Annotated in this window: 21 protein-coding genes; 14 read left to right on the top strand and 7 right to left on the bottom strand. The window is 69.7% G+C overall.

Annotation, left to right across the window (positions count from 1 at the left end; genetic code table 11):
* Nucleotides 1–25: 25 nt before the first annotated feature.
* A complete protein-coding gene (gene mptB / locus J1M64_RS05365; RefSeq protein ID WP_119191702.1) occupies nucleotides 26–1,612 on the bottom strand; it encodes a polyprenol phosphomannose-dependent alpha 1,6 mannosyltransferase MptB in 1,587 nt (528 codons plus the stop codon).
* 156 nt (nucleotides 1,613–1,768) lie between these two features.
* Between mptB and J1M64_RS05360 the strand changes: the two genes are divergently transcribed.
* The 8 genes from J1M64_RS05360 to J1M64_RS05325 all read left to right on the top strand — a co-directional run bounded on the left by J1M64_RS05360 (nucleotide 1,769) and on the right by J1M64_RS05325 (nucleotide 9,189).
* The gene (locus J1M64_RS05360) at nucleotides 1,769–2,506 is read left to right on the top strand and encodes a metalloregulator ArsR/SmtB family transcription factor (protein WP_067716313.1); all 738 of its coding nucleotides are present in this window, start codon (nucleotides 1,769–1,771) and stop codon (nucleotides 2,504–2,506) included.
* A complete protein-coding gene (gene sufB, locus J1M64_RS05355; RefSeq protein WP_119191701.1) occupies nucleotides 2,503–3,954 on the top strand; it encodes a Fe-S cluster assembly protein SufB in 1,452 nt (483 codons plus the stop codon). Before J1M64_RS05360 ends, sufB begins: the two co-directional genes overlap by 4 nt.
* A 5-nt stretch (nucleotides 3,955–3,959) precedes the next feature.
* Entirely contained in the window at nucleotides 3,960–5,168 is a 1,209-nt protein-coding gene (gene sufD / locus J1M64_RS05350; protein ID WP_067716307.1) for a Fe-S cluster assembly protein SufD, read from the top strand.
* 55 nt (nucleotides 5,169–5,223) lie between these two features.
* Nucleotides 5,224–5,994, top strand: a complete 771-nt coding sequence (gene sufC, locus J1M64_RS05345; RefSeq protein ID WP_067716304.1) for a Fe-S cluster assembly ATPase SufC — start codon at nucleotides 5,224–5,226, stop codon at nucleotides 5,992–5,994.
* A gap of 18 nt (nucleotides 5,995–6,012) precedes the next feature.
* Nucleotides 6,013–7,272, top strand: coding sequence for a cysteine desulfurase (locus J1M64_RS05340; protein WP_206473299.1), 1,260 nt, complete (start codon nucleotides 6,013–6,015; stop codon nucleotides 7,270–7,272).
* Nucleotides 7,269–7,721 carry a Fe-S cluster assembly sulfur transfer protein SufU gene (gene sufU / locus J1M64_RS05335; RefSeq protein ID WP_067716299.1) on the top strand — a complete coding sequence of 151 codons (453 nt, stop codon included), beginning with the start codon at nucleotides 7,269–7,271 and terminating at the stop codon, nucleotides 7,719–7,721. The genes J1M64_RS05340 and sufU overlap by 4 nt, the downstream gene beginning before the upstream one ends.
* A 17-nt stretch (nucleotides 7,722–7,738) precedes the next feature.
* Nucleotides 7,739–8,197 (top strand): metal-sulfur cluster assembly factor, encoded by a 459-nt coding sequence (locus tag J1M64_RS05330; protein WP_371517556.1) that lies wholly within the window; start codon nucleotides 7,739–7,741, stop codon nucleotides 8,195–8,197.
* Between the two features lie 137 nt (nucleotides 8,198–8,334).
* Complete coding sequence (locus J1M64_RS05325) at nucleotides 8,335–9,189, top strand: hypothetical protein (protein WP_241261157.1); 855 nt, start codon at nucleotides 8,335–8,337, stop codon at nucleotides 9,187–9,189.
* On the opposite strand, the gene J1M64_RS05320 is transcribed toward J1M64_RS05325, so the two are convergent.
* On the bottom strand, nucleotides 9,151–10,413 hold the full coding sequence (locus J1M64_RS05320; RefSeq protein WP_206473297.1) for a lycopene cyclase family protein: 1,263 nt from the start codon (nucleotides 10,411–10,413) through the stop codon (nucleotides 9,151–9,153). The genes J1M64_RS05325 and J1M64_RS05320 overlap by 39 nt on opposite strands.
* 36 nt (nucleotides 10,414–10,449) lie before the next feature.
* Between J1M64_RS05320 and J1M64_RS05315 the strand changes: the two genes are divergently transcribed.
* From J1M64_RS05315 to J1M64_RS05300, 4 genes are all read left to right on the top strand, one after another.
* Nucleotides 10,450–11,238, top strand: a complete 789-nt coding sequence (locus tag J1M64_RS05315) for a thioesterase family protein (protein ID WP_206473295.1) — start codon at nucleotides 10,450–10,452, stop codon at nucleotides 11,236–11,238.
* 432 nt (nucleotides 11,239–11,670) lie between these two features.
* Nucleotides 11,671–13,302, top strand: a complete 1,632-nt coding sequence (locus J1M64_RS05310) for an ABC-F family ATP-binding cassette domain-containing protein (protein WP_119191698.1) — start codon at nucleotides 11,671–11,673, stop codon at nucleotides 13,300–13,302.
* Between the two features lie 199 nt (nucleotides 13,303–13,501).
* Nucleotides 13,502–13,942: a universal stress protein gene (locus tag J1M64_RS05305; RefSeq protein ID WP_206473293.1), complete on the top strand. Its 441-nt coding sequence runs from the start codon at nucleotides 13,502–13,504 to the stop codon at nucleotides 13,940–13,942.
* Between the two features lie 113 nt (nucleotides 13,943–14,055).
* Complete coding sequence (locus J1M64_RS05300) at nucleotides 14,056–14,403, top strand: hypothetical protein (protein ID WP_069390489.1); 348 nt, start codon at nucleotides 14,056–14,058, stop codon at nucleotides 14,401–14,403.
* A gap of 58 nt (nucleotides 14,404–14,461) precedes the next feature.
* Here J1M64_RS05300 and J1M64_RS05295 read toward each other — a convergent pair whose 3' ends face one another.
* The 5 genes from J1M64_RS05295 to J1M64_RS05275 form a co-directional block, all read right to left on the bottom strand.
* The gene (locus J1M64_RS05295) at nucleotides 14,462–16,069 is read right to left on the bottom strand and encodes a pyridoxal-dependent decarboxylase (RefSeq protein ID WP_206473291.1); all 1,608 of its coding nucleotides are present in this window, start codon (nucleotides 16,067–16,069) and stop codon (nucleotides 14,462–14,464) included.
* The gene (locus J1M64_RS05290; RefSeq protein ID WP_206473289.1) at nucleotides 16,066–17,430 is read right to left on the bottom strand and encodes an MFS transporter; all 1,365 of its coding nucleotides are present in this window, start codon (nucleotides 17,428–17,430) and stop codon (nucleotides 16,066–16,068) included. The genes J1M64_RS05295 and J1M64_RS05290 overlap by 4 nt, the downstream gene beginning before the upstream one ends.
* A 127-nt stretch (nucleotides 17,431–17,557) precedes the next feature.
* Nucleotides 17,558–18,400: an aldo/keto reductase gene (locus J1M64_RS05285; protein ID WP_206473287.1), complete on the bottom strand. Its 843-nt coding sequence runs from the start codon at nucleotides 18,398–18,400 to the stop codon at nucleotides 17,558–17,560.
* Nucleotides 18,401–18,556: 156 nt separating this feature from the next.
* Entirely contained in the window at nucleotides 18,557–19,126 is a 570-nt protein-coding gene (locus tag J1M64_RS05280; protein WP_069390485.1) for a TetR/AcrR family transcriptional regulator, read from the bottom strand.
* Between the two features lie 92 nt (nucleotides 19,127–19,218).
* The gene (locus J1M64_RS05275; protein WP_132063340.1) at nucleotides 19,219–22,032 is read right to left on the bottom strand and encodes an aconitate hydratase; all 2,814 of its coding nucleotides are present in this window, start codon (nucleotides 22,030–22,032) and stop codon (nucleotides 19,219–19,221) included.
* 254 nt (nucleotides 22,033–22,286) lie between these two features.
* Here J1M64_RS05275 and J1M64_RS05270 point away from each other — a divergent pair, with 254 nt between their 5' ends.
* Together J1M64_RS05270 and J1M64_RS19740 are read left to right on the top strand one after the other, a co-directional pair.
* The gene (locus J1M64_RS05270) at nucleotides 22,287–22,817 is read left to right on the top strand and encodes a DUF6676 family protein (protein ID WP_082923806.1); all 531 of its coding nucleotides are present in this window, start codon (nucleotides 22,287–22,289) and stop codon (nucleotides 22,815–22,817) included.
* Between the two features lie 284 nt (nucleotides 22,818–23,101).
* Nucleotides 23,102–24,649 (top strand): NlpC/P60 family protein, encoded by a 1,548-nt coding sequence (locus J1M64_RS19740; protein ID WP_307872375.1) that lies wholly within the window; start codon nucleotides 23,102–23,104, stop codon nucleotides 24,647–24,649.
* The last annotated feature ends 70 nt before the right edge of the window (nucleotides 24,650–24,719 follow it).

The raw sequence follows: 24,719 nt of genomic DNA, 5'->3' as shown, positions 1-24,719 counted from the left end.
GGGATCCGAGTGTAGGCCGGTCCGGCTAGCGGAAGCGCAACAGCCCCGGCCACCGGAACAGTGCGACCAGCAGGACGGCGACCACCGCCACGGTCGCCGCCCAGGCCTGGACGGTCACGAACGGGGGCAGTCCCGCACCCGGCGGAAGGGTGAAGCAGGCCAGCACCGCGCTCACGGCCACCACCGGGAGGCGGAATTCCACCCGTGAGGCCCACGCGGCCAACGGGACCAGCGCCCACAGGACGTACCAGGGCTGCACGACGGGGAAACACAGGACGATCGCGGCCATGGACACCCCCAGCCCGCCGACCGGGTTGATCCGACCCGCCTGGACCGCGAACAGCATGCGGACGGTGAACGCGCCGGCCGCGACCAGCGCGGTGGTCTGCACCATGACGAGGATCTGTTCGGTGTGGTCCCCGAGCCCGAGATACTGTCCGATCCCGCCGACGATCACACCGAGCGCGGTGGGCGGAGAGAGCCAGCTGCGCAGCGAGGTGGCCGCCCCGAGCTTGGTGATCCAGCCGAGGCCGGACGAGGTGACAACCATCGCCGCCCCGGTGGTCACACCGCTCACCGCCACCATGACCGACGCCGCGCGCAGGGTGGCGGACCAGCTCGCACCCCACCGGCGCGCCAGGGCCATGCCGATGAACCCCAACGCCACCACGGTGGGGAGTTTGACCAAGGCCGAGCCGGTGACCAGGACGGTGCCCAGGATGAACAGCGAGGTGGTGCGCCACCCGGATCCGGGGGCGTCCACCGCGCGCAGCGCCAGCACCAGTCCGACCGCCAGCAGGCCCATCATCAGCGCCTCGGAGTGGATGCCGGAGACGAGGTGGAACAGGACCAGGGGGTTGGCCACGGCCAGCCAGAGGGCGGCGACGTCGGACACGCCGCAGTACTCGGCGAGCCGTGGGACGGCCCAGCCCAGCATGAGGATCCCGATCACGGCCACGACCCGGTGCAGGATGGTCCCGGCCACCACGTCGTCGCCGGTGAGCCCGTGGATGACCTTCTGCACCCCCAGGAACAACGGTCCGTACTGGTTGGGCGTATCGCGCCAGATGTCCGGGACGTTGATGGTGAGCGCGTGGGAGGTCCCCAGTGCAGGGACCGGTCCGAGTTCGTAGGGATCGTCGAGCTCGTTGCCGATCGCTCCCTGTGCCAGGTAGCTGTAGACGTCCCGGCTGAACATCGGCGGAGCCAGCGCGAGGGGGAGCGCCCACGACGCGATCACCCGGTCGAGCGTCGCGCGGTCGATCCGACCACTGATCCGGCCCCGCCGATCCCGACCGAGCACGTACGGGGCCAGCAGCAGCCAACACAGGGTCACCGTGACCATCCCCGCCATGACGACCGTCATCGAGGACTGCTGCAGGCGCAGCCACAGGCCGAACAGTCGCTCGCCGGCGATCGGGTTCTGCAGGACGGGCAACGCGCCGGCCCCGAGCGCCCCGATCGCCATCGCCACGGCGGCGGTGGTGCCGATCAGACGGATGCGGCGCAGGCGGGCCATCTCCGCGGACAACGGGGACCCGGTGGACAACTCCTGCGCGTGGAGGCGGGAGGTGACCGACCCGGCACCACGCCTGGGGTAATCGCGTGCCACAGTCCCGACCCTTCCTCCACCGGCGCTGTCGTCGCACACCTCACCCCGGCAGCGCGCCCGGGGGTGGGGGGAATATTTCCGAAACAGAAGTGTTGCGTAATATCAGGAGGTGCGTCCCGACCGGGCGCACCGAGCATAACCGGAAGGGAGTGGCGTATGAGCGTGCAGCACGTGTTCGAGAGCAGCACGCGGCCCGACACCCGCTCGTCGATCCGGGAACTCCTGTTGGAGCGCGGAGCACTCACCGCCGTCGAGATCGGACACGAGCTGGGGCTCACGGCCGCCGGTGTCCGGCGACACCTGGACCATCTGGTCGAGGCCGGCGAGGTGGAGGCCGTGCGTTCGCGGCCGGCGGGAACCCGCGGTCGCCCGGCCAAGGCGTTCCAGATGACCGTCTCCGGTCGCAGCACCGCCCGCCACGGGTACGACCACCTGGCGGTCGAGGCGCTGACCGCCCTGCGTCGAATCGGCGGCACGGCCGCGGTCACGGAGTTCGCCCGCGAGCGGGTGCGCTCGGTGATCGGTCACGTCCGTCCGGCCGAGGGCCCGCACGACGTCGAGCGCGCCGCCACGGACATCGCCACCGCGCTGTCCGGCGCCGGGTACGCGTCCTCCGTGGAGGAGGCCGGCAGCGGCCTGCAGATCTGCCAGCACCACTGCCCGGTGTGGAACGTCGCCTCCCGGTTCCCCGAACTGTGCGCTGCCGAGCAGGAGGTGGTGTCCGAGATAGTGGGCACCCACGTCCAGCGGCTCGCCACCATCGCGGGCGGCAACTGCGCCTGCACCACCAACATCCCGACCGGGACCGTGACCGTGAGTGACCTCGCGGCCACGATCCCTGCACCGGCCGACGCGTCCGCGTCGGCACCGACCGCCGAAAGGACAGTGCGATGACCATCACCCCCGATCAGGTGACGGCCGACGTCACGGAGCCGACCACCGATGAGGAACGAATCGCCTCCATCGGCCAGTACAACTACGGCTGGCACGACTCGGACGACGCCGGTGCCACCGCGCAGCGCGGCCTGTCCGAGGCGGTCGTGCGTGACATCTCCGCCAAGAAGAGCGAATCCGACTGGATGCTCTCCAAGCGGCTCAAGGCCCTGAAGATCTTCGACAAGAAGCCGATGCCCACCTGGGGTTCGGATCTGTCCGGTATCGACTTCGACAACATCAAGTACTTCGTCCGTTCCACGGAGAAGCAGGCCACCAGCTGGGAGGACCTGCCCGAGGACATCAAGAACACCTACGACAAGCTCGGCATCCCCGAGGCGGAGAAGCAGCGGCTCGTGGCCGGCGTCGCCGCGCAGTACGAGTCCGAGGTGGTCTACCACCAGATCCGTGAGGACCTGGAGAGCCAGGGTGTCATCTTCATGGACACCGACACGGCGCTCAAGGAGCATCCCGAGTACTTCGAGGAGTACTTCGGCTCGGTCATCCCCTCCGGTGACAACAAGTTCTCCGCCCTCAACACGGCCGTCTGGTCCGGTGGCTCGTTCATCTACGTCCCGCCGGGCGTGCAGGTGGACATCCCGCTGCAGGCGTACTTCCGGATCAACACCGAGAACATGGGCCAGTTCGAGCGGACGCTGATCATCGTCGACGAGGGCGCCTACGTCCACTACGTCGAGGGCTGCACCGCGCCGATCTACAAGTCGGATTCCCTGCACTCGGCGGTCGTCGAGATCGTCGTCAAGAAGGGCGGCCGGTGCCGCTACACGACCATCCAGAACTGGTCGAACAACGTCTACAACCTCGTCACCAAGCGTGCCCGTGCCGAAGAGGGCGCCACCATGGAGTGGATCGACGGCAACATCGGCTCCAAGGTGACGATGAAGTACCCGGCGGTCTGGCTGACCGGTGAGCACGCCAAGGGCGAGGTCCTCTCCGTGGCGTTCGCCGGTGAGGGCCAGCACCAGGACACCGGTTCCAAGATGCTGCACCTGGCGCCCAACACGTCCTCGAACATCGTCTCCAAGTCGGTGGCTCGTGGCGGCGGGCGGTCCGCCTACCGCGGCCTGGTCCAGATCAACGCCGGTGCGAAGGGCTCGAAGTCCAACGTCGAGTGCGACGCGTTGCTGGTCGACAACATCAGCCGGTCCGACACCTACCCCTACATCGACATCCGAGAGGATGACGTCACGCTGGGGCACGAGGCCACGGTCTCGAAGGTGAGCCAGGACCAGCTGTTCTACCTCATGAGCCGCGGCCTGGCCGAGGACGAGGCGATGGCCATGATCGTGCGTGGTTTCGTCGAGCCGATCGCCAAGGAACTCCCGATGGAGTACGCACTCGAGCTCAACCGCCTGATCGAACTGCAGATGGAAGGATCGGTGGGCTGACCACCATGACCGACACCACCACACCCGAGACCGGGTCCACCCCGGCACCCCTGACGGACCGCTACGGCGTCCCCGTCGACGCCACCAAGGGCGACCAGTTCTCGTCGTTCGACGTGGGCGCCTTCGAGGTACCCAGCCACAAGGACGAGATCTGGCGGTTCACCCCGCTGCGTCGTCTGCGCGGTATCCACGACGGCTCCAACATCACTGCGACCGGTCGCCTGCTGGCGTCCGTCGCCGAGCACGACGGTCTGACCGTCGAGACGGTCGCCATGGACGACAAGCGCGTCGGCGAGGCCGGGGCCCCCCGCGACCGCGTCGCCGCGCAGGCGTTCAGCTCCGCCGCCGAGGCCACCGTCATCACGGTCGCCAAGGAGACCGTGATCGACGAGCCCGTCTACGTCACCGTCGACGGCCCGGGCGAGGGCGAACTGGCCTACGGCCACACCCAGGTCCGGCTCGAGGCGTTCGCCAACGCCACGTTCGTCGTGGACCAGCGCGGCGGCGGAACGATCGCCGAGAACGTCGAGTTCATCGTCGGCGACTCCGCCCACCTCGAGATCGTGCTCATCCAGGACTGGGACGACGACGCCCTGCACCTCGCGGGTCACCACCTGCAGGTCGGCCGCGACGCGACACTGACCTACACGACGGTGACGTTCGGTGGCGAACTCGTCCGCGTCTCCCCGTTCGCACGGTTCACCGCCCCCGGTGGCACGGTCACCCTCAACGGCCTGTACTACGCCGACGACGGGCAGCACCTCGAGCACCGTCTTCTCGTGGACCACTCGGAGCCCAACTGCACCTCGCGGATCCTCTACAAGGGCGCGCTGCAGGGCGACGCCAAGTCGAACCTGCCGGACGCACACACCGTCTGGATCGGTGACGTGCTGATCCGCGCCCGGGCCGTGGGCACCGACACCTACGAGATGAACCGCAACCTGGTGCTCACCGACGGTGCCCGCGCCGACTCGGTTCCGAACCTGGAGATCGAGACCGGCGAGATCGCCGGTGCGGGCCACGCCAGCGCCGTGGGACGGTTCGACGAGGAGCAGTTGTTCTACCTCATGTCCCGGGGCATTCCCGAGGACGTCGCACGGCGACTCGTGATCCGCGGGTTCTTCGGCGAGGTGATCAACCGCATCGGCGTGCCGGAGGTGCGCGAGCGGATCACCGAGGCCGTCGAGTCGGAGCTGGAGTCCTCCGGCATCTGACGAGCCCCGCCAGTACATCCCCCACGACTTCTCACACAGATTGCGAGCACTACCCATGACCACTCTCGAGATCAAGGGCCTCACGGCCCGCGTCGCCGCGACCGAGGACTCACCCGAGACCGTCGAGATCCTCAAGGGGGTCGACCTGACCATCGAGTCGGGACAGACCCACGCCATCATGGGGCCGAACGGCTCCGGCAAGTCCACCCTCGCCTACGTCATCGCCGGCCACCCCAAGTACGAGGTCACCGGCGGCACCGTGACGCTCGACGGCGAGGACGTCCTGTCGATGGAGGTCGACGAGCGGGCGCGCGCCGGCCTGTTCCTGGCCATGCAGTACCCCACCGAGATCCCCGGTGTCTCCACCGCGAACTTCCTGCGTTCCGCGGCCACCGCCGTCCGCGGTGAGGCACCCAAGCTCCGTCACTGGGTCAAGGAGGTCAAGGAGGCCATGTCCGACCTCGACTTCGACCCGGCGTTCTCCGAGCGCAGCGTCAACGAGGGATTCTCCGGCGGCGAGAAGAAGCGCCACGAGATCCTGCAGCTTGACCTGCTCAAGCCGAAGATCGCCGTGCTCGACGAGACCGACTCCGGCCTCGACGTGGACGCGCTGCGCGTGGTCTCCGAGGGTGTCAACCGCTACAAGGCGGAGGAGAACGGCGGCATCCTGCTCATCACGCACTACACCCGCATCCTGAAGTACATCACCCCCGACAAGGTCCACGTGTTCGTCGACGGCCGCGTCGCCGCCTCCGGTGGCGCAGAACTGGCCGACGAGCTCGAGGCGAACGGGTACGAGAAGTACCTGACGCCGGCGAACGCCTGACCGGACAGCTGGGAGAACATGACCTCGACCCTCGATCTCACCGCCGTGCGCTCGGATTTCCCGATCCTGCAGCGCACGGTCCGTGACGGAAAGCCCCTGGTCTACCTCGACTCCGGGGCGACCTCGCAGCGCCCGACACAGGTGTTGGACGCCGAGCGGGACTTCCTGCTGCACTCCAACGCGGCCGTCCACCGCGGTGCGCACCAACTCGCCGAGGAGGCGACGGACGCCTACGAGGGCGCCCGTGCCGACATCGCGCGGTTCGTGGGTGCCGACGTCGACGAGCTGGTCTTCACCAAGAACGCCACCGAGGCGCTCAACCTCGTGGCCTTCGCCCTGGGTGACCAGCGCTTCGGCGAGTACGCGGTGGGCCCCGGGGACGAGGTCGTCATCAGCGAGCTCGAGCACCACGCGAACCTGGTGCCGTGGCAGGAGCTGTGCCGACGCACCGGCGCCACGCTGCGCTGGTACGGCGTGACCGACGACGGTCGGATCGACCTCGACTCGCTCGAGCTCACCGACGCGGTCAAGGTCGTCGCCCTGACCCACCAGTCCAACGTCACCGGCGCGGTGACGGACGTCGCCCGCGTGGTGGAGTCCGCCCGGGCCGTCGGCGCGCTCGTCGTGCTGGACGCCTGCCAGTCGGTGCCGCACATGGCGGTGGACTTCCACGCCCTCGGCGTCGACTTCGCGGCGTTCTCCGGCCACAAGATGCTCGGGCCCACGGGCATCGGTGTCCTCTACGGCCGGCGCGAGTTGCTGCGGGCCATGCCACCGGTCCTCACCGGCGGGTCGATGATCTCCACCGTCACCATGGAGGAGACGACCTACGCAGACCCGCCCCAGCGATTCGAGGCCGGGGTGCCCATGGTGTCCCAGGCGGTCGGGCTCGCCGCGGCGGTGCGCTACCTCGAACAGGTCGGGATGGAGACCATCGCCCGCCACGAGGAGTCCCTCACCGTGGCCGCGCTCGACGCCCTCGGCCAGATCCCGGGGATCCGGATCGTCGGCCCGACGGACATGATCTCGCGCGGCGGCGCCGTCTCCTTCGTCGTGGACGGAATCCACGCCCACGACGTGAGCCAGGTGCTCGACGACGACGGTGTGGCCGTCAGAGTGGGGCACCACTGCGCATGGCCGCTGCACCGGCGTCTCGGCGTGCAGTCCACCGTGCGGGCCTCGTTCGCGCTGTACAACACCCTCGACGAGGTCGAGGCTCTCGCGAGGTCCCTGCGCCGGGCCCAGCAGTTCTTCGGAGTGGAAGGGGCGCTCACGTGAAACTCGAGCAGATGTACCAGGAGGTCATCCTCGACCACTACCGCCGTCCGCAGCACAGCGGACTGCGGGAGCCCTTCGGCGCCGAGGTGCACCACGTCAATCCCACCTGTGGCGACGAGCTGACACTGCGGTTGCAGTTGTCCGACGATCTCGCCACCGTGGAGGACGTGTCCTACGACGCGCAGGGATGTTCCATCAGCCAGGCCTCGACCTCGATGATGGCCGAGCTACTGGTCGGCCGTCCCGTGACGGAGTCGCTGGAGGTGGTCGACGCCTTCCAGGCGATGATCTCCTCCCGCGGACAGGACGAGGGTGACGAGGAGATCCTCGACGACGCCGTGGCGCTGGCCGGGGTGTCGAGGTACCCCGCGCGCGTCAAGTGCGCACTGCTGGGCTGGATGGCGTTCAAGGACGCCCTCGGCCGACAGACCGAACACCATCAGGAGTGAGTGACATGACCGAGCAGATGACCCCTGCCAACGATCCGTCGGTCGACGAGTCCGCGTCGACCGAGGAGAACGCCACCCCGGCCGGAACCGTCTACAACGGCGAGTTCCGCCCCGACCCCAACCGGCCGGAGCAGTCCGAGGAGGACCTGGCCCTCGTCGCCGACCTCGAGGAGGCCATGCGCGACGTGGTCGACCCCGAGCTCGGGATCAACGTGGTCGACCTCGGACTGGTCTACGACATCTGGGTTCGCCCGGGTGAGACCGAGGGCTCGACGATCGCCCGCGTCGACATGACGCTGACCTCCGCGGCCTGCCCCCTGACGGACGTCATCGAGGATCAGGCCCGCAGCGCGACGATCGGCGCCGATCTCGTCAACGACCTCGAGCTCAACTGGGTCTGGATGCCGCCGTGGGGACCGCAGATGATCACCGACGACGGCCGCGAGCAGCTCCGCGCCATCGGCTTCACGGTGTAGCCGCGCCCCGGTCACGCGACAGAGCGCCCGCCCCCTCTCGATGAGGGCGGGCGCTCTTCGTGTCCGGGTCGTTCTTCCGGCCGGGGGCCAGACGACCTGATTGGCTGTTCCGTTCACCGGCCGTTTACGCTGAATACATGTCTCGCCCCGCTGACCGACCGTCAGACCGTCCGGTCGGCGGACCCTCCGGTGGCCCGATCGACACCCCGTCGGATGAGGACCGCGGCGCGGCGGACGCCGCGGCCGGTTCTCAGGACCGGGCCCGGGCCCGGGCCCGGACGATGAGTCTCACCAAGGCGACCGCGTGGGTGGTGCTGCCCCCGTCGATCCTGCTCGCGCCGCTGTCCGGCTTCCTGCTCCTCATGGTCCACCGCACGGGCAGCGACCAGCCCTGGCACACCTGGAACCTCCTGTGGACGGCCTTCGACATCGGCGCCGAGGGCAACATCGCGGTGTGGTTCGCCTCGACGATCTGGCTCCTCGTCGGTATCTTCGCCGCCCTCGCCGCTCTCACCGCCGACAGGTTCCGGAAGTCGTGGTGGCTCTTCGCCGCGGTCGGCGTCACCGCCTCGGTGGACGAGGCCTCCGCCCTGCACGAGCGATTGTTCGTGGTGGGGGACAGGATGGCCCCGTACCTGCCGTTCGACACCTTCTACAACTGGGTGATCCCCGGCGCGATCATCGCGCTGATCGTCGGCGCACTACTCATCCGCCTCGTGCTGGCCCTGAAGCGCCGCGTCTCTCTCACCCTGCTCCTGGCGGCCGTCGTCTTCCTGACCGGCGCGATCGTCATCGAGAGCCTGACCGGTCTCGTCCACCGCGCAGACGCGGGCATGTCGACGGCCTATCTCGTCCTGATGTACATCGAGGAGACCTTCGAACTCGTGGCCGTGGCCGTCGCGGCCGTGGCGCTGTCCACCATGTTCCGCCTCTCGCGGCGTCCGGGCGGCCTGTCACTCACCTTCGACGGGTACCGTCCGCGTTCCGGCTGAGGTGATCGGTACACCCCCGCCCGACGTACGAGTCGACGGGCGCAGCACCGCCGCGACCATCCCGGCCTTGTTCCGGGCGGGCATGGAGAACCACATGCCCCACATGGCGGCGGCCACCTGGTAGGAGGGGCTGGCGGCGTCGAGGAACCAGCGCTGACGGCGACCGTCGAGTCGACCGAAGGCGTTGAACAGCGCCCGCAGGGTCCCGTCATCGGCCCGCAGGAGGACACGCAGTCCGACACCGTGGAGGGCCGTGCTCAGCGGCGACCGGGGGGCCGGCAGCGGGTATCCCGCCTCGATCGCGTGCACCGCCGCCGGCACCGCCGCCAACATCGCCGCCACCGAGTATCCCGTTGCCGCGTGCCCGTGGCCACCGGCGGTGCCGAACGCCTCGACCCGCGGGTCCTCCGTTAGCCCGGGGCGGGGCAGGAGCGGGATCCGTACGCGCTCGACGGACAGCGGCGACGCGATCGCCGCGGGGGAGACCCCCCGGCCCGCCAGTCTCGAGCGGAGCCGGCTCGCCAGGACGGCGGGATCCGGAGCGGGCAGGCCCGCCAGACACGTCTCCTCCAGCAGGACCCGGTCCGGCCCCACGGGGATCGCGTACAGGAAGCTGGGCCCGACCTCGTCGTCGTCGCTGTTGTCGTCGTGGCTGTTGTCGTCGTCGTGGTCGTCGGCGTTCCGGCCGCGGAGATAGTCGGTACGCCAGTCCATGAACAGGGCGTTCTCCCCGCCGAGCGCCGGCGCCGCGTCGGCCGCGTCCACGACGATCCCGTAGGCGGTCTGGAGGGGCCCCCGGTTGAGCCGGCCGCCGGCGCCGCGGCAGTCCACCACGCGGTGCGCGCGGGCGGTGAGGGCCCGGACCCCGGTGTCGTCGACCTCCGCGAGTTCGACGGTGACGCCGGGGCCGAGCGGAAGCGCGCGGCGCAGGGCCTCGTTGTCCAGCACGGCGTACTCACGGTGCAGCACGGCTCTGTCGGGCGCGTACAGGGCGGCGGCCGGCACGGTGTGGGCGAGCACGTCCACCCCGCACGCCTCGGGCCGGAGCCACATCGGGACCTGGTCGGCCCACACCGAGAGCGTCTGTCGCCACGGTGCGTCCGGGCGCGGGTCCAGCGCCAACACGGTGAGACCGGATGCGGCACAGCGGGAGGCGAGCGCGCGGCCGGCGGGACCGAGCCCGACGACAGCGACGTCGTACAGACCGCCACCCGTAGCATTCATCAGGATCGACACTACCGCCCGCACGAGAGGGGACCCATGTCCGACGCGTTCTACCAGCAGGTCGACGAGGCCCGCTTCGAGTCCACGGCGCTCACCGCCGGGCCGTGGTCCGCCGAGGCCCAGCACGCCGGCCCGCCGAGTGCGCTGCTGGTGCGGGCCATGGAGCGGGCCGGCTCCGGCTCCGGCTCCGACATGAGACTGGCGAGGGTGTCCGTCGACGTCCTGGGCCCCGTGCCGGTGGCGCCCCTGGACGTCGAGGTGCGCACGATCCGCCCCGGGCGCAGCGTGGAGCTGCTCGAGGCGACCGCGTCCGTGGGCGGCCGGTCGACGTTGGTCGCGCGCGGCTGGCTGATGCGGCGCACTCCCGAGGACTATCCCGTGGTGGGCGATCACGCGGCGCCGCCGGTGCCCGAGAGGCGCGAGCGCGATCCCATGATGAGTTTCGCCCACGCCGGCGGGTACCTCTCCGTGGTCGACTTCTCCTACGAATCCGGCGGCGGGGACGAACTGGGTCCGGCCCGGGCGTGGGGGCGGGCGCGGGTCGACCTGGTCGCCGGGGAGCGGATGACCGGGTGGCAGCACACCGTGGTGGTGGCCGACTCCGCGAGCGGTGTCTCCCTGGCCACCGACCCGGTCGACCACCCGACGATCAACTGCGACCTGGTGGTCTCCCTGCACCGCGAGCCCGCGCCCGGCTGGGTGCGCTTGGATTCGGAGACGATCGGCGGGCCCGGCCACGGGGTGCTCACCGACACGCTGCTCTCGGACGACCACGGTCCGATCGGCCGCAGCGTGCAGAACCTGTACGGGCGCAGCGGGGGTTGAAGGCGGGCCGGGCGGGGTGGCCAGGCTTTTGCAGCCGCCCCTCACGATGGCGCCTGGCCTGCCCCGATGCGCGGGCGAGACGCCATCGTGAGGGGCGAGGAGGGCAGTCGTGGCCATCTGCAGAAGCGAGGCGCCAGGCACAGGAGCGGCTGCACACAGCGGACGGGCCGCGGCCAGCAGGGCGCGACGCCGCCAAGGCGCCGACCTCATCCGACGTACGCCGGTCAGGCCGCCCACAGGTCGCAGCGACCGACGCGCGGCAAGAGAATCCGCCGGATGGCGAACCCGGCGCAGGCTCTCTGGTCGCGGAGACCCACGTCACCGGACTCGTCGGCGCACTCGCGCCGCAGGTAGAGTGGCAGGTCGGCCCTACGCCAGCCAGGGCGAGGCCGAAAGACCTTCCCCGAACGCTACAGCGAGGTACCCGCGCACGTGATCACCATCGACGACCTTGAGGTGCGCGCCGGCGTGCGCACCCTGCTCCACATGGACGGGTCCTCGCTGCGGGTCCAGCCCGGCGACCGGATCGGCCTGGTGGGACGGAACGGCGCGGGTAAGACGACGACGATGAGGATCCTCGCCGGCGAAGGTGAACCCTACGCCGGGAAGGTCGTCCGGACCGGTGACCTGGGATATCTTCCGCAGGACCCGCGTGAGGGCAACATGGACCAGCTCGCGCGCAGCCGGGTCCTCTCCGCCCGCGGGCTGGACGTGATCATGGCCGACATGACCGCCGCGCAGGAGCAGATGGTCTCCGCACCGGACGACAAGGCCATGGACAAGGCCGTGCGTAAGTACGGGCGCCTCGAGGACGAGTTCTCCGCCCGCGGCGGTTACGAGGCCGAGAGCGAGGCCGCCCGCATCTGCAACAGCCTGGGGCTGGAGGACCGGATCCTCACCCAGAATCTGGGCACCCTGTCCGGCGGTCAGCGCCGCCGCGTGGAGCTGGCGCGGATCCTGTTCGCCGCCTCCGACGGTGCCGGCAAGTCGCAGACCATGCTGCTGCTCGACGAGCCCACCAACCACCTCGACGCCGACTCCATCACCTGGCTGCGCCAGTTCCTCGAGAAGCACGAGGGTGGGCTCATCATCATCTCCCACGATGTCGAGCTGCTCGAGGCCGTGGTGAACAAGGTGTGGTTCCTCGACGCCGTGCGCGGGGAGATCGACGCCTACAACATGGGGTGGAAGAAGTATCTCGACGCCCGCGCCACGGACGAGGCCCGGCGCCGACGTGAGAAGGCGAATGCGGAGAAGAAGGCCTCGCAGCTCAAGATGCAGGCCGCCAAGCTGGGCGCCAAGGCCACCAAGGCGGCCGCCGCCAAGCAGATGATCCGGCGTGCTGACGCCATGATCGACAATCTCGACGAGGTCCGCGTCGCCGACAAGGCTGCGCGGATCAAGTTTCCCACTCCCGCGGCCTGTGGCAAGACGCCGCTGTTCGCCAAGGGCCTGACCAAGATGTACGGCTCGCTCGAGGTGTTCGCCGGCGTGGACCTGGCGATCGACAAGGGCAGCCGCGTGGTGGTGCTGGGCTACAACGGTGCCGGCAAGACGACGCTGCTCAAGCTGCTCGCCGGTGTGGAACGCACCGACGGCGAGGGCGGCGTCGTCTCCGGGCACGGGCTCAAGATCGGCTACTTCGCCCAGGAGCACGACACCCTGGACATGGACGCCAGCGTGTGGGAGAACATCCGCCACGCTGCGCCGGACGCGGGGGAGCAGGAACTGCGCAGCCTGCTGGGGGCGTTCATGTTCACCGGCCCCCAACTCGAGCAGCCGACAGGCACGCTGTCCGGCGGTGAGCGCACGCGTCTGGCGCTGGCCGGGCTGGTGTCCTCGGCAGCCAATGTGCTGCTGCTCGACGAGCCGACCAACAACCTGGACCCGATCTCGCGCGAGCAGGTCCTCGACGCTCTACGGACGTATGAGGGTGCGGTCGTGCTGGTCACGCACGACCCCGGCGCCGTGGAGGCGTTGGAGCCTGAGCGGGTCATCATCCTGCCGGACGGCACGGAGGACCTGTGGAGCCAGGAGTACATGGAGATCGTCGAACTCGCGTGAGCCTGCGAACGCGGACGTTCGCGTATATGACCGTCGAACTCGCGTAACCGAGCGCAGCGAGGGCACGCGGACGTTCGCGTATATGACCGTCGAGCTCGCGTAACCTCACGGGACTTCTCAGGCAGGTCTACGGTGGAGGGTGTCGTCGGTGCACGACAGTTATGGGCGCCGTCGGCATCTCGCCGGAGGAGGACAGCTCATGGACACCAGGCCAGTAGTCGTCGGAGTCGACGGTGGGCCGGATTCGCTACGGGCCCTGAAGTGGGCAGCCGAGTACGCGGCCGCGCTCGACGCGCCGCTGATCGCCCTGACCGCGTATCAATTGCCAGCGGTCTACGGCCCGTATGCGATGGCCGGCTGGGAGGGCTCCTCCGAGTTGGAGAGCAGCGCGCGCGAAATGCTCGCGGACGCGGTGCGCAACACCCTGGGGGAGGACGCCTCGTACAAGCCGGCCGTCCTGCAGGGCCACGCGGCCGAAGCGTTGATCGCTGCATCCGGGGACGCCCGGCTCGTGGTGGTCGGTAGCCGCGGGCGAGGCGGGTTCACCGGGATGCTGCTCGGCTCGGTCAGTCAGCACGTCGTGGCGCACGCGCACTGCCCCGTGGTCGTCCTGCCGCATTCGAGCCACGAGGCCGACTAGCGGCGCCGCCCGTCGGGGTGCGTCACACGCAGCATCCAGGCCGATCGAGTCGAGCGTCACACAGGAGACCCTTACCTGCGGTGATTCCGCGTTGACCTGAGACAATTCGCCTTATGGACACTGTCATCCAGATCATCCTCATCCTGCACTTCATCGGTCTCGCCGGGATCATCGGTGGCTGGCTCGCCACCATCAAGGCCCCGTACATGGCGAAGGGCATCCTGCACGGTGCCATCCTCCAGGTGGTGACCGGACTGCTGCTCGTGGGTCTGCGCGAGATGCAGGACGCTGACCTCAACCACATGAAGATCGGCATCAAACTGCTGGTGGCGATCGTCATCCTCGTCGTCGCGATCATCGGCGTCCGCAAGGAGGCCAAGGCCCAGGGCAGCACCGCGACCCTGACCCACGTCGCCGGTGTCCTGGGCATCGTCAACGTCGCGGTCGCGGTCCTCGTCTGAGGCATCGCCCCGTATGCGGACCGCGCCCCCCGATCTCGAGTCGGGGGGCGGTTCGCGTTCAGCCCTCCATCACCGCCGCGAGGTAGGCGCGGACCAGGCGGGCACCCACGCCGGCGGGCAGCCGCTCGATCGCCGCGAGGAGCGGCGCCATCTCCGCATCGCCGCCACCCTCGGCCCCGGCCTCGTCGTCGGCGAGGACGCCACCCACGAGCGCATGGACCTCGTCCTCCGGCAGGGCGAGCAGGTCGGTGGGGGAGAGGGCCCCTGTCGCGAGCGCGTCGAGCACGTCGACGAACCCCGTCGGAGGGGCCGGATCAGGCTGCCCGCGGACCTCGTCGGCGGCCTCACGCGCCACGCGGAGGATCTCCTCGACGAGCCGTTCGGTCACCGGGGTGATGGTGAGGTGGGACGACGACGACAAGGTCCCCCGCTCCTGGCGGTAGGCGGGCTGCGCCTGGACGGCGATGCCCCTCCGGGCGCAGGCGTCGGACCAGAGGTGCGGGTGAACGCGCCGGTCTGTCCCGGCGGACTCGTCGGCGACGACCGCCAGCAGTGGCCCGGGGTCGCGGTCGAGAACTCGTAGCCCCTCGATGCCGGACAACCCGTCGACCAACCGATCGGTCGCCCGGGCGGTCCGGGCGACCAGTTCACGCTGCCCGCCGTCGCCGAGCGCCTCGAGCACCGTCCACGCCGCCGCCGCGGGTTCGAGGGGCTTGGATCCGGCGAGCGTCGGGTTGACCACCGGGTAGCCGGGCCAGTCGACGGTGGCGAACCATGCCGCCCGGTGGCGTTCGCGGCCCCGGCTGAGCAGCACCGACGTGCCCTTGGGTGCGAAACCGTACTTGTGTACGTCCGCCGAGATGCTGGTGACCCGCGCGACACGGAGGTCCCAGAGCGGCATCGGGTTCGGCTCGGTGGCGTCCGGACCGGTGGCGTCCGGACCGGCGGGGTCCGGACCGGGCCAGAACGGCAGCACCAGGCCGCCGAGGCAGGCGTCGACGTGCAGCCCGATGCGCGGATCGTGCTCGGCCTCGAGAACGGCGGCCACCTCGGCCACGGGGTCGATCACGCCGTTCGGGTAGGCGGGCGCCGAACACACCACCAGCACCGTGTCCCCATCGACCGCCGCGAGGAGCTCGGCGGCGGTCACCCGCCCCGTCCCGGGATCGACCTCGACGCCGACGAACCTCAGGCCCAGCAGGTGCGCGGCCTTGCGGAACGCCGCGTGCACCGTCACCGGCGCGACGATCGTTCCACCGTCCCCCGGCTGTCGACCGGAGACCTCGCGGGCGGCGAGGCAGGCGAGCATGCAGCTCTCGGTGCCACCGGACGTGACGTTCCCGTAGATGTCGCCACCGAGCCCGTCGCCGCCCTCGCCACCCGCGCCCGCGGACCGTCCACGGAGAATGTCGCGGACACGGTCGACTATGCGGCCGTGGATCCGGGCGACCGAGGAGTACACCGTGGGGTCGAGGCCGTTGACGCCATGGGCGAGACGAGCCGCGCGGGTCGCCAGTTCGTCGAGTTCGGCGAGCCCGGAATCGTAGACGTACGACAGGACCCGGCCCCCGGTGGTCGGCGGGTCCTGCGCCCGCATCGCGGCGAGGCGGGCCAGGGCGTGTTCCCCGCGGTCGGTGATCTCCAGGGCAAGGGGATCGGGTGTCATGATCGCTCCGTCCATCGGGGATAGGACCGGCCCAGCGTCCGGATCATCAGCAGACTGGCCCCGGCGAGAATCGCGGGAACCAGGGAGAACGCGAGCACGATCGCCCAGTGCGCCGTCCCGGGCTGATCGGCCACCCCGCCGGAGCGGAAGCCCCCGAACGCCAACAGGCCGAGCACGACAACCGGGCCCAGGGCCATCGAGCCGGTCTCCGACGCCGTCCACAGGCCGCTCATCGCGCCACTTCGTCGTCGTCCCCCCAATGCGCGGTCCAGGTCGGTGCAGTCGGGCAGCATCGACATCGGTAAAGCCTGCATTCCCGCGTACGCGATACCCGCCATCGCCACCGGGAGGTGCACCCACGCGCCGGGGGAGAAGCCGGCCGGGATGAGTAGCAAGGTCGCCACCGTGAACAGCGCCGTGGCCGCGGCCAGCGCCGGCACCTTCCCGCGGGCGTGTGCGAGTCGTGTCCACAGGGGCATCACCAGCAACGCCGGGCCGACCAGGGCCAGGAAAAGCCCGGTCAGGGCGGTCTCGTCGCCCAGAACGTAGGTCGCCACGTACTGTCCGCCCGCGAGCATCACGGCCGTCGCCACGGCCTGCAGGCAGAACACCGCGACCAGCAGCCGGAACGGGCGGGTGACCCGCAACGCGTCGAGCCCGTCGCGGTATTCGTGGGCCAGCCCACCGGCCGGGGCGTCTGCCCTCATGATCGTGCGGCGGCCCGCCACGAAAGTCGACCACAGCATGCCCACCAGCATCAGTGCGGCCACCCCGACGGCCATCGCCACGTATCCGGTCGCGCCGCCACCTGCCGCGTCACGCAGTGCCGGCCCGCCGCCCCCGGTGATCAGGATCGCCGCGGCGAGCACAGCCACCCGCCAGGCCAGGAGCGTCACGCGGGCGGCGGCGTCATCGGTGAGTTCGGCCGGCAACGCGAGGTAGGGCACCTGGAAACACGAGTAGGCGATCGAGGCCAGAAGGAAGAACCCCATCACCCACACCCCGGCCGCGCTCGTGCTCCAGCCGGTCGGCGCCGAGAAGGTCGCCACGAACAGCAGCGGGAGCGCCAGTGCCCCGAACAGCATCAGGCCCGTGCGATAGCCGCTGCGGTGGGACGCCCGGTCCGAGATCGCGCCGATGAGCGGGTAGGCCAGGACGTCGATGACCTTGGGCACCAGCACGAGCACCGTCGCGACCGCGGCCGCCACCCCGATCGAGTCGGTGAGGTAGTACGCCAGCACCAACCCGGGCAGGGTGCCGAACGCACCCGTCCCCAGGCTGCCCGCCGCGTACGAGGCGAGGACCGGGGCGGTGGTGGACCGGTCGCTCGCCACGCCGCCCGGCGCATCGGTGGTGGTCATGGACCGACTCTAGGGCGACACGGGGCCGTCGCGCCGTCAAAAAGAGCGTTCCGCACACCTGCCTCTCGGCAGACGTGTGCGGAACCGTCTTCTCGACGGGGTCAGGCGGTGGGGTCAGGCGGTGGGGTCAGCCACGCCAGTCGAAGGTGTCCGGATCCGGGCCCGAGCGGGTGCCGTTGTGCAGTGCGGTGATCGAGGCCATCTGCTCGTCCGACAGGTCGAAGTCGAAGACCTCGAGGTTCTCGCGCATGCGGGCCGGGTTGGAGGACTTGGGGAAGACGATGTCGCCGCGCTGGAGCACCCACCGCAGCACGACCTGGGACACGGTGCGCCCGGTCTGCTCGGCCAGGGCGGTCAGCTGCGGGTCGTCGAACACCGCGCCCTGGGCGAGAGGGCTCCACGCCTCCACCGCGATACCGCGTTCGACGCAGGCCGCGCGCAGCTCGTCGTTGACGAAGTACGGGTTGGACTCGATCTGGTTCACCTGGGGGACACTCAGCCCGGCCTCCGCCAGTCGCGCGAGGTTCGCCGCGGTGAAGTTGGAGACGCCGATCGAGTCGACGGCCAGGTCGGAGCGGATCTCCTCCATCGTCTCCCACACGGTGGCGACGTCGTTGTGCATCGCCAGTGGCCAGTGCACGAGGTAGAGGTCGATGCGCCCGCCCAGGGCCTCGAGCGAGCGCTCGGTGGCCTCACGGGCGGCGGTGCGCTCGTGGAAGGTGTTGTTGAGTTTGGTGGTGATCCAGAACTCGTCGCGCGGGATCCCGGACGCCGCGACGGCCCGGCCCACGCCCTCCTCGTTGCCGTACATCTGAGCGGTGTCGAGGTGGCGGTAACCGGCCTCGATCGCGTCGGTGACGACCTTCTCGGTGTCGGCGGGCGGGACCTGGAAGGTGCCGAATCCGACCTGGGGGATCGAGCGGCCGTCGTTCAGGCTGAGCTGGGGGATCTGCGAGTCAGGTGTGGACATGCGACCAACGTACGCGCCGTCCCCGTGGCCCCGCCGAGAAGAGGATTTCGTGCACGCTCACTCGACCGATACGCGCGTTTTCCTCTTCTCGGCGGGAACATGCGGAGGCGGCGGAGGCGGCGGAGGCGGCAGGCCCGGCGGGAGACCGGCTCCGGGTCACCCCTGCCCGGTCCGCAGGGACGCCTCGACGAGGTCCAGCATCTCGCTGACGTGCTCGGTGCCGCGACCGGTCGCCAAGTGCGTGATGAGGCCATCCAGCACGATGTCCAGGTAGACACGTAGCACGTCCGCGGGGATGTCTGTGCGCATCCGTCCGGACGCCTTCTGTTCGCGGAGGCGGGCCACGACCGCCGCGTCGACCTCCGCCTGACGGTCCGTCCACCGTTCCCGGAAGTCCGGGTCGGTGCGGATCCGCCGGGCGATCTCCAGACGCGTCCCGAGCCAGGAGAACTCCTGGGGGTCGGCGAGGATCTCCCGCATCACCTGGACCAGACCCTGCGCGGCCACGGTGGCGGCCATCGCCGCCGCGTCGTCGTGCGCGAGTGCGAGGAAGAGCGCGTCCTTGTCGTCGAAGTGGTGGAAGATGGCACCCCGGCTCAGTCCGGTGGCCTCTTCCAGACGACGCACCGTGGCGCCCTCGAACCCGTACTCGGCGAAGCACTCACGTGCGCCTGACAGGATCTGGTGTCGCCGGGCGTCCATGTGGTCCTGACTGACCCTGGGCATCTCGCTACCTTCCTTCGGAAACACCGCGGCGGTGCGCAGCCACCTTGCCTGAGCAGGGGAAACCGCGCACCGCCGTTGATGTGGGAGGCCGATCAGCCCTTGATCATGTTGCGCAGGACGTACTGCAGGATGCCGCCGTTGCGGTAGTAGTCCGCCTCACCGGGGGTGTCGATGCGCACCTTGGCGTCGAACTCGACGACCTGGCCGTCCTCCTTGGTGGCGGTGACCTTGACCGTCTTGGGCGTGGTGCCGTTGTTCAGCTCCTCGATGCCGGAGATGTCGAAGGTCTCCGTGCCGTCGAGCCCGAGGGTCTCGTGGGACTCGCCTTCGGGGAACTGCAGCGGGATGACGCCCATGCCGATGAGGTTGGAGCGGTGGATGCGCTCGAACGACTCGGTGATCACGGCGCGGACGCCGAGCAGGCGCGTGCCCTTGGCGGCCCAGTCACGCGAGGAGCCGGTCCCGTACTCCTTGCCGCCGAGCACGACGAGCGGGGTGTTCTGCTCGGCGTAGTTCTGCGCGGCGTCGTAGATGAACGCCTGCGGCGCACCCTCCTGGGTGAAGTCACGGGTGTAACCGCCCGTCACGCCGTCCAGCAGCTGGTTCTGCAGCCGGATGTTGGCGAACGTGCCACGGATCATGACCTCGTGGTTGCCGCGGCGGGAGCCGAAGGAGTTGTAGTCCTTGCGCTCCACACCGTTGGCGTCGAGGTACTGCGCCGCCGGGGTACCCGGCTTGATGGTCGACGCCGGCGAGATGTGGTCGGTGGTGACCGAGTCGCCGAGCTTGGCCAGGACGCGGGCGCCCTTGATGTCGGTGACCGGCTCCGGCTCCATCTCCATGCCCTCGAAGTACGGGGCCTTGCGGACGTAGGTCGACTTCTGGTCCCACTCGAAGGTCTTGCCGTCCGGGGTGCTGAGTCCGCGCCAGCGCTCGTCACCGGCGAACACGTCGGCGTACTTGGACTTGTACTCGTTGGACGAGATGGAGGCCTTGATGGTCTCCTCGATCTCCTCGGAGGTGGGCCAGATGTCCTTCAGGAAGACGTCGTTGCCCTCCTTGTCCTTGCCCAGCGAGTCGTTCTCGAAGTCGAAGTCCATCGAGCCTGCGATCGCGTAGGCGATGACCAGCGGCGGGGACGCCAGGTAGTTCATCTTGACGTCCTGGTTGATCCGACCCTCGAAGTTCCGGTTGCCGGACAGGACGGCGGTCGCGGTGAGGTCGTTCTCCTGGATCGCGGCGGAGATCTCCTCCGGCAGCGGACCGGAGTTGCCGATGCAGGTGGTGCAGCCGTAGCCGACGAGGTGGAAGCCGAGGGCCTCCAGGTCGGGCCAGAGACCGGCACGCTCGTAGTATTCGGTGACGACCTGCGAGCCCGGGGCCATGGAGGTCTTGACCCACGGCTTGGCCGTGAGGCCCTTCTCGTGCGCCTTGCGGGCGACGAGCCCGGCGCCGATCATCACCGACGGGTTGGAGGTGTTGGTGCACGAGGTGATCGACGCGATGGACACGATGCCGTGGTCCAGCACCATCTCCGTGTCGCCGACCTTGACCTCGACCGGCTTCGACGGGCGGCCCTCGGAACGCGTGGACGCGTCGGCGCGGACCGCGCCTTCCTCGGCATGGGCGAGGGTCACCTTGCCGGCGTTGTCCGACGGGGCACCGCCCTCGGACTGCATCCGGCCCTTCTCGGTGTCACCGAGCGGCTTGGCCTCGCCGTCCACGTAGTTGTGGATGTCCTTGCGGAACGCGCTCTTGGAATCGGAGAGCTCGATGCGGTCCTGGGGACGCTTCGGGCCGGCGATCGACGGGACGACGTCCCCGAGGTCCAGCTCCAGGTACTCGGAGAAGACGGGCTCCTCGGAGTCCGGGTGGAGCCACATGCCCTGCTCCTTGGCGTAGGCCTCGACGAGGGCGAGCTGCTCCTCGTCGCGGCCGGTCAGGCGCAGGTAATCGATGGTCTCGCCGTCGATCGGGAACATGGCGCAGGTGGAGCCGAACTCCGGGCTCATGTTGCCGATAGTGGCGCGGTTGGCCAGCGGCACGGCCGCGACACCGGCGCCGTAGAACTCGACGAACTTGCCGACGACGCCGTGCTTGCGCAGCATCTCGGTGATCGTCAGCACCACGTCGGTGGCGGTGACGCCCGGCTTGATCGCACCGGTGAGCTTGAAGCCCACGACGCGGGGGATGAGCATGGAGATCGGCTGACCGAGCATCGCGGCCTCGGCCTCGATGCCGCCGACGCCCCAGCCGAGGACGCCGAGACCGTTCTCCATGGTGGTGTGCGAGTCGGTACCGACACAGGTGTCGGGGTAGGCCTGGCCGTTGCGGACCATCACCGTGCGCGCCAGGTACTCGATGTTGACCTGGTGGACGATGCCGGTGCCCGGGGGGACGACCTTGAAGTCGTCGAACGCGCCCTGACCCCAGCGCAGGAACTGGTACCGCTCCTCGTTGCGCTCGTACTCGATCTCCACGTTCTTCTCGAACGAGCTGGCCTGACCGAAGGACTCGATGATCACCGAGTGGTCGATGACCATCTCGGCGGGGGCGAGGGGGTTGACCTTGTCCGGGTCTCCACCGAGCTTCTCGACGGCCTCACGCATGGTGGCGAGGTCGACGATGCAGGGCACGCCTGTGAAGTCCTGCATGATCACGCGGGCCGGCGTGAACTGGATCTCGGTGTCGGGCTCAGCACTGGGGTCCCAGCTCGCCAGGGCCTCGATGTGCTCCTTGGTGACGTTCTTGCCGTCCTCGGTGCGCAGGAGGTTCTCGGTGAGGACCTTGAGCGAGTAAGGGAGCTTCTCGGCCCCCGGAACCGCCGACAGGCGGTAGATGTCGTAGGTCTCGTCGCCGACCTCAAGGGTCCCCTTGGCGCCGAAACTATCAATGCTTGCTGTCACGTCAGCTCCACTCGTGGTGCGAATGTCGGTTCGTCATCCCTCCCGGTGTCACCGCGTCTGTCTCGGGCGGCGGCGCCGGGGCGGACACAGCATCCATTGTGGACCCTGTGATCCGTCTTCGGCCGCCAATTTACCAGTACGCCCGTCCTGTATAGCCCCCGGCACGCCCGAACGTGGGCACGCGACTGCGGTTATCGCCGACGAGCGGCGCGTGGGTTCGTGGGCGACGACGGAGAGATGGCACCATGTCGCACGTGGACACTCCCTCCGATCCCGTGACGGTGCTCGCGTATGCGGCCGAGCCGATCATGTCGTTACGGGAGGACGAGGTCCCGCCCTGGCTGGACTACCAGGCCGTGGTCGCCGACCTCGCCGACGACGGGGTCTCCGCACCTGCACCGTTCGTCGAGGGCCTCCGGACCGTGGTGGACGAGGCCGGTGATCGAGGTCTGGACCTGAAAGTGGTCTACACCGAGGCGCCGGCGACCGTCTACACGGACGCCCGTGACCTCGCGGCGTTCCTGGGCGAGGAGTACGACGGCACGATCCTCGTGCGCACCCCGGTGTTCATCGGCAGCTCCAGCGACTCGATCCCGCGCCACCAACTCGAGGCCGGACAGGACGACGCCTGGGAGGAGTTCGACCCGGTGGCCTCCGCCGCGGTCTTCGCTCACAAGGTCACCGCCCCCGCTCCGCCATGGGGCGCCCTGACCGCGGCCGCGATCGTGGTCACCGTGCTCGCGCTCGTCGCCTTCGCGATCGTCCTGCGACGTCGCTCACGCTGAGAAGACGCCGAAACGTCGCTTTTCCGACAGCGGTGTCCAATTCGCGACACGCCGCCCGTCCTGCTGTTATGCAAGTTACAGCAGTGTATTTTGCCGACCGATGTTTCACATGTGTTCCCTGTGACCTACGGTGCTAAAGGAACACTAGGTTCTACCGAGTCGTGTTGAGGCTCCAGTGGCGCAGGGGAAGGCATCACCGGCCGCCGACACCGCCTCGGTCTCGCGTCCCGCCGTGCGGGTCGCGCGGTCAGCCGCACCCCGGTGCGGTCAGCGGAAGGTGAAACGTGGAGCCTGACCATTCGTCGAACCGTGCCCGAGGGGCGCGCACACGCAGGTATCCCGGAAGGGCACCCGGGCGGGCGGCACTGGCCGCGGTGCTGGTCCTGGGAACAGCCGCCGGTGCGGTGCAGGCGCCGGTGGCCGGAGCCCAGCAGGTCACCGCGGTCGCGCCCGGCGACATCTCCGGCCTTATCCGTGCCGTCGCCGATGCCAGCGCCCGACTGGACCAGACCCGCGAGGAGATCGCGGTCAGCCGGGAGGGCGTCAACAAGAGCCTGGTCGACCTCCAGATGGCCCGGATCGAACTCGACCGGGCCATCGCAGAGGCAGACCGTACCTCCGCCGAACGCGAGCAGGCGGAGTCCGGCGTCGAGTCCGCGCGCGGCACCCTCGACGATTATTCACGGCTGTTGCACCGGCAGGGAACCGCACCGGGCGCGGCGTCGGCGATCCTCGATCCCGGTGGGCCGGCGGATGCCGGGCTGCGCCAGGAGTATCTCCAGCGTGCCGCGGCCGACCAGCGCACCGTGGTGGGGGAGATGGTGGCGGCCGCCGATGAGGCCGCCCGGCGCGAGTCCGAGGCAGTGGCCGCCCGCGACTCCGCCGAGCAGCGTTACTCGGACGCCGCCGAGCGTCGGGCCTCCGCCGAGGCGGAGGTCTCCAGGGTCGCGGGCGACGTCACCGCTCTGGAGGACCGGGTCGTCGCGCTGACCCGTGAACTGGACGAGCACCGCGCCGCCCTCGCGGAGTCGGGTGCCACCCCGGCGGGGCCACGGGTCGACGCCGCGGACGCGGTCGACGCAGAGGCGATGCGCGCGGAGGCCCTCAGTGTCCTCGCGGGCCAGCCGGAGGCCGGGGAGCAGGCGGCCGACATCGCCTCCGCGCTCCCGTCGCATCTCGACCTGGGCGCGGTCCGGCAGTTCGCCGGGGGCTCCTCGGACGAGGCGACCCGAGCCATCGGGGGGACCATCGACGCCGGCAGCGTGGGCGCGGCCGTCGACGCCGGCATCAACGGTGACACCGAGGCGATCGTGCAGCAGGTCGCCGACGCGATCAGTCGGGCCGACTTCGGCTCGATCGCCCAGGGGCCGGCGGCGCCCGGGCCGGGCGCCGGCCAGGGCGGGAATGCCGGGACCCCCTCGAACAGTGCTCGCGTGGAGACCGTCGTCAACCGCGCCCTCTCCCAGCTCGGGATGCCGTACGCGTGGGGAGGCGGCGATGCCAACGGGCCCACCCGTGGCATCCGCGACGGCGGGGTCGCCGACTGGCACGGTGACTACAACAAGATCGGCTTCGACTGTTCGGGGTTGATGATCTACGCGTTCGCCGGGATCGGCAAGGCGCTCCCGCACTACACCGGCTACCAGTACACCGCCGGGCCGCAGTTCCCGGTGGCCACGCGACAGCGGGGCGACATGCTGTTCTGGCCCGGCCACGTGGCCCTGTACCTCGGCGACGGCCGCATGGTCGAGGCACCCCAGTCCGGTGACGTCGTGAAGATCTCGCCGGTGCGGATGGCCGGGATCTCGCCGATGGTGGTCCGGTTGGTCTGACCGCGGCACCGGTACTGTCGTCCCCAACCCGTTCGGACGGCCCCGGCAGGGCGCCCGGAACACCCGACCA

Origin of the sequence: Dietzia sp. KRD202, from assembly GCF_017168155.1 — a bacterium.
Taxonomy (GTDB): domain Bacteria; phylum Actinomycetota; class Actinomycetes; order Mycobacteriales; family Mycobacteriaceae; genus Dietzia; species Dietzia kunjamensis.
Note: the sequence above shows the minus strand (reverse complement) of the source record. Positions and strands in the feature narration are given on the sequence as shown.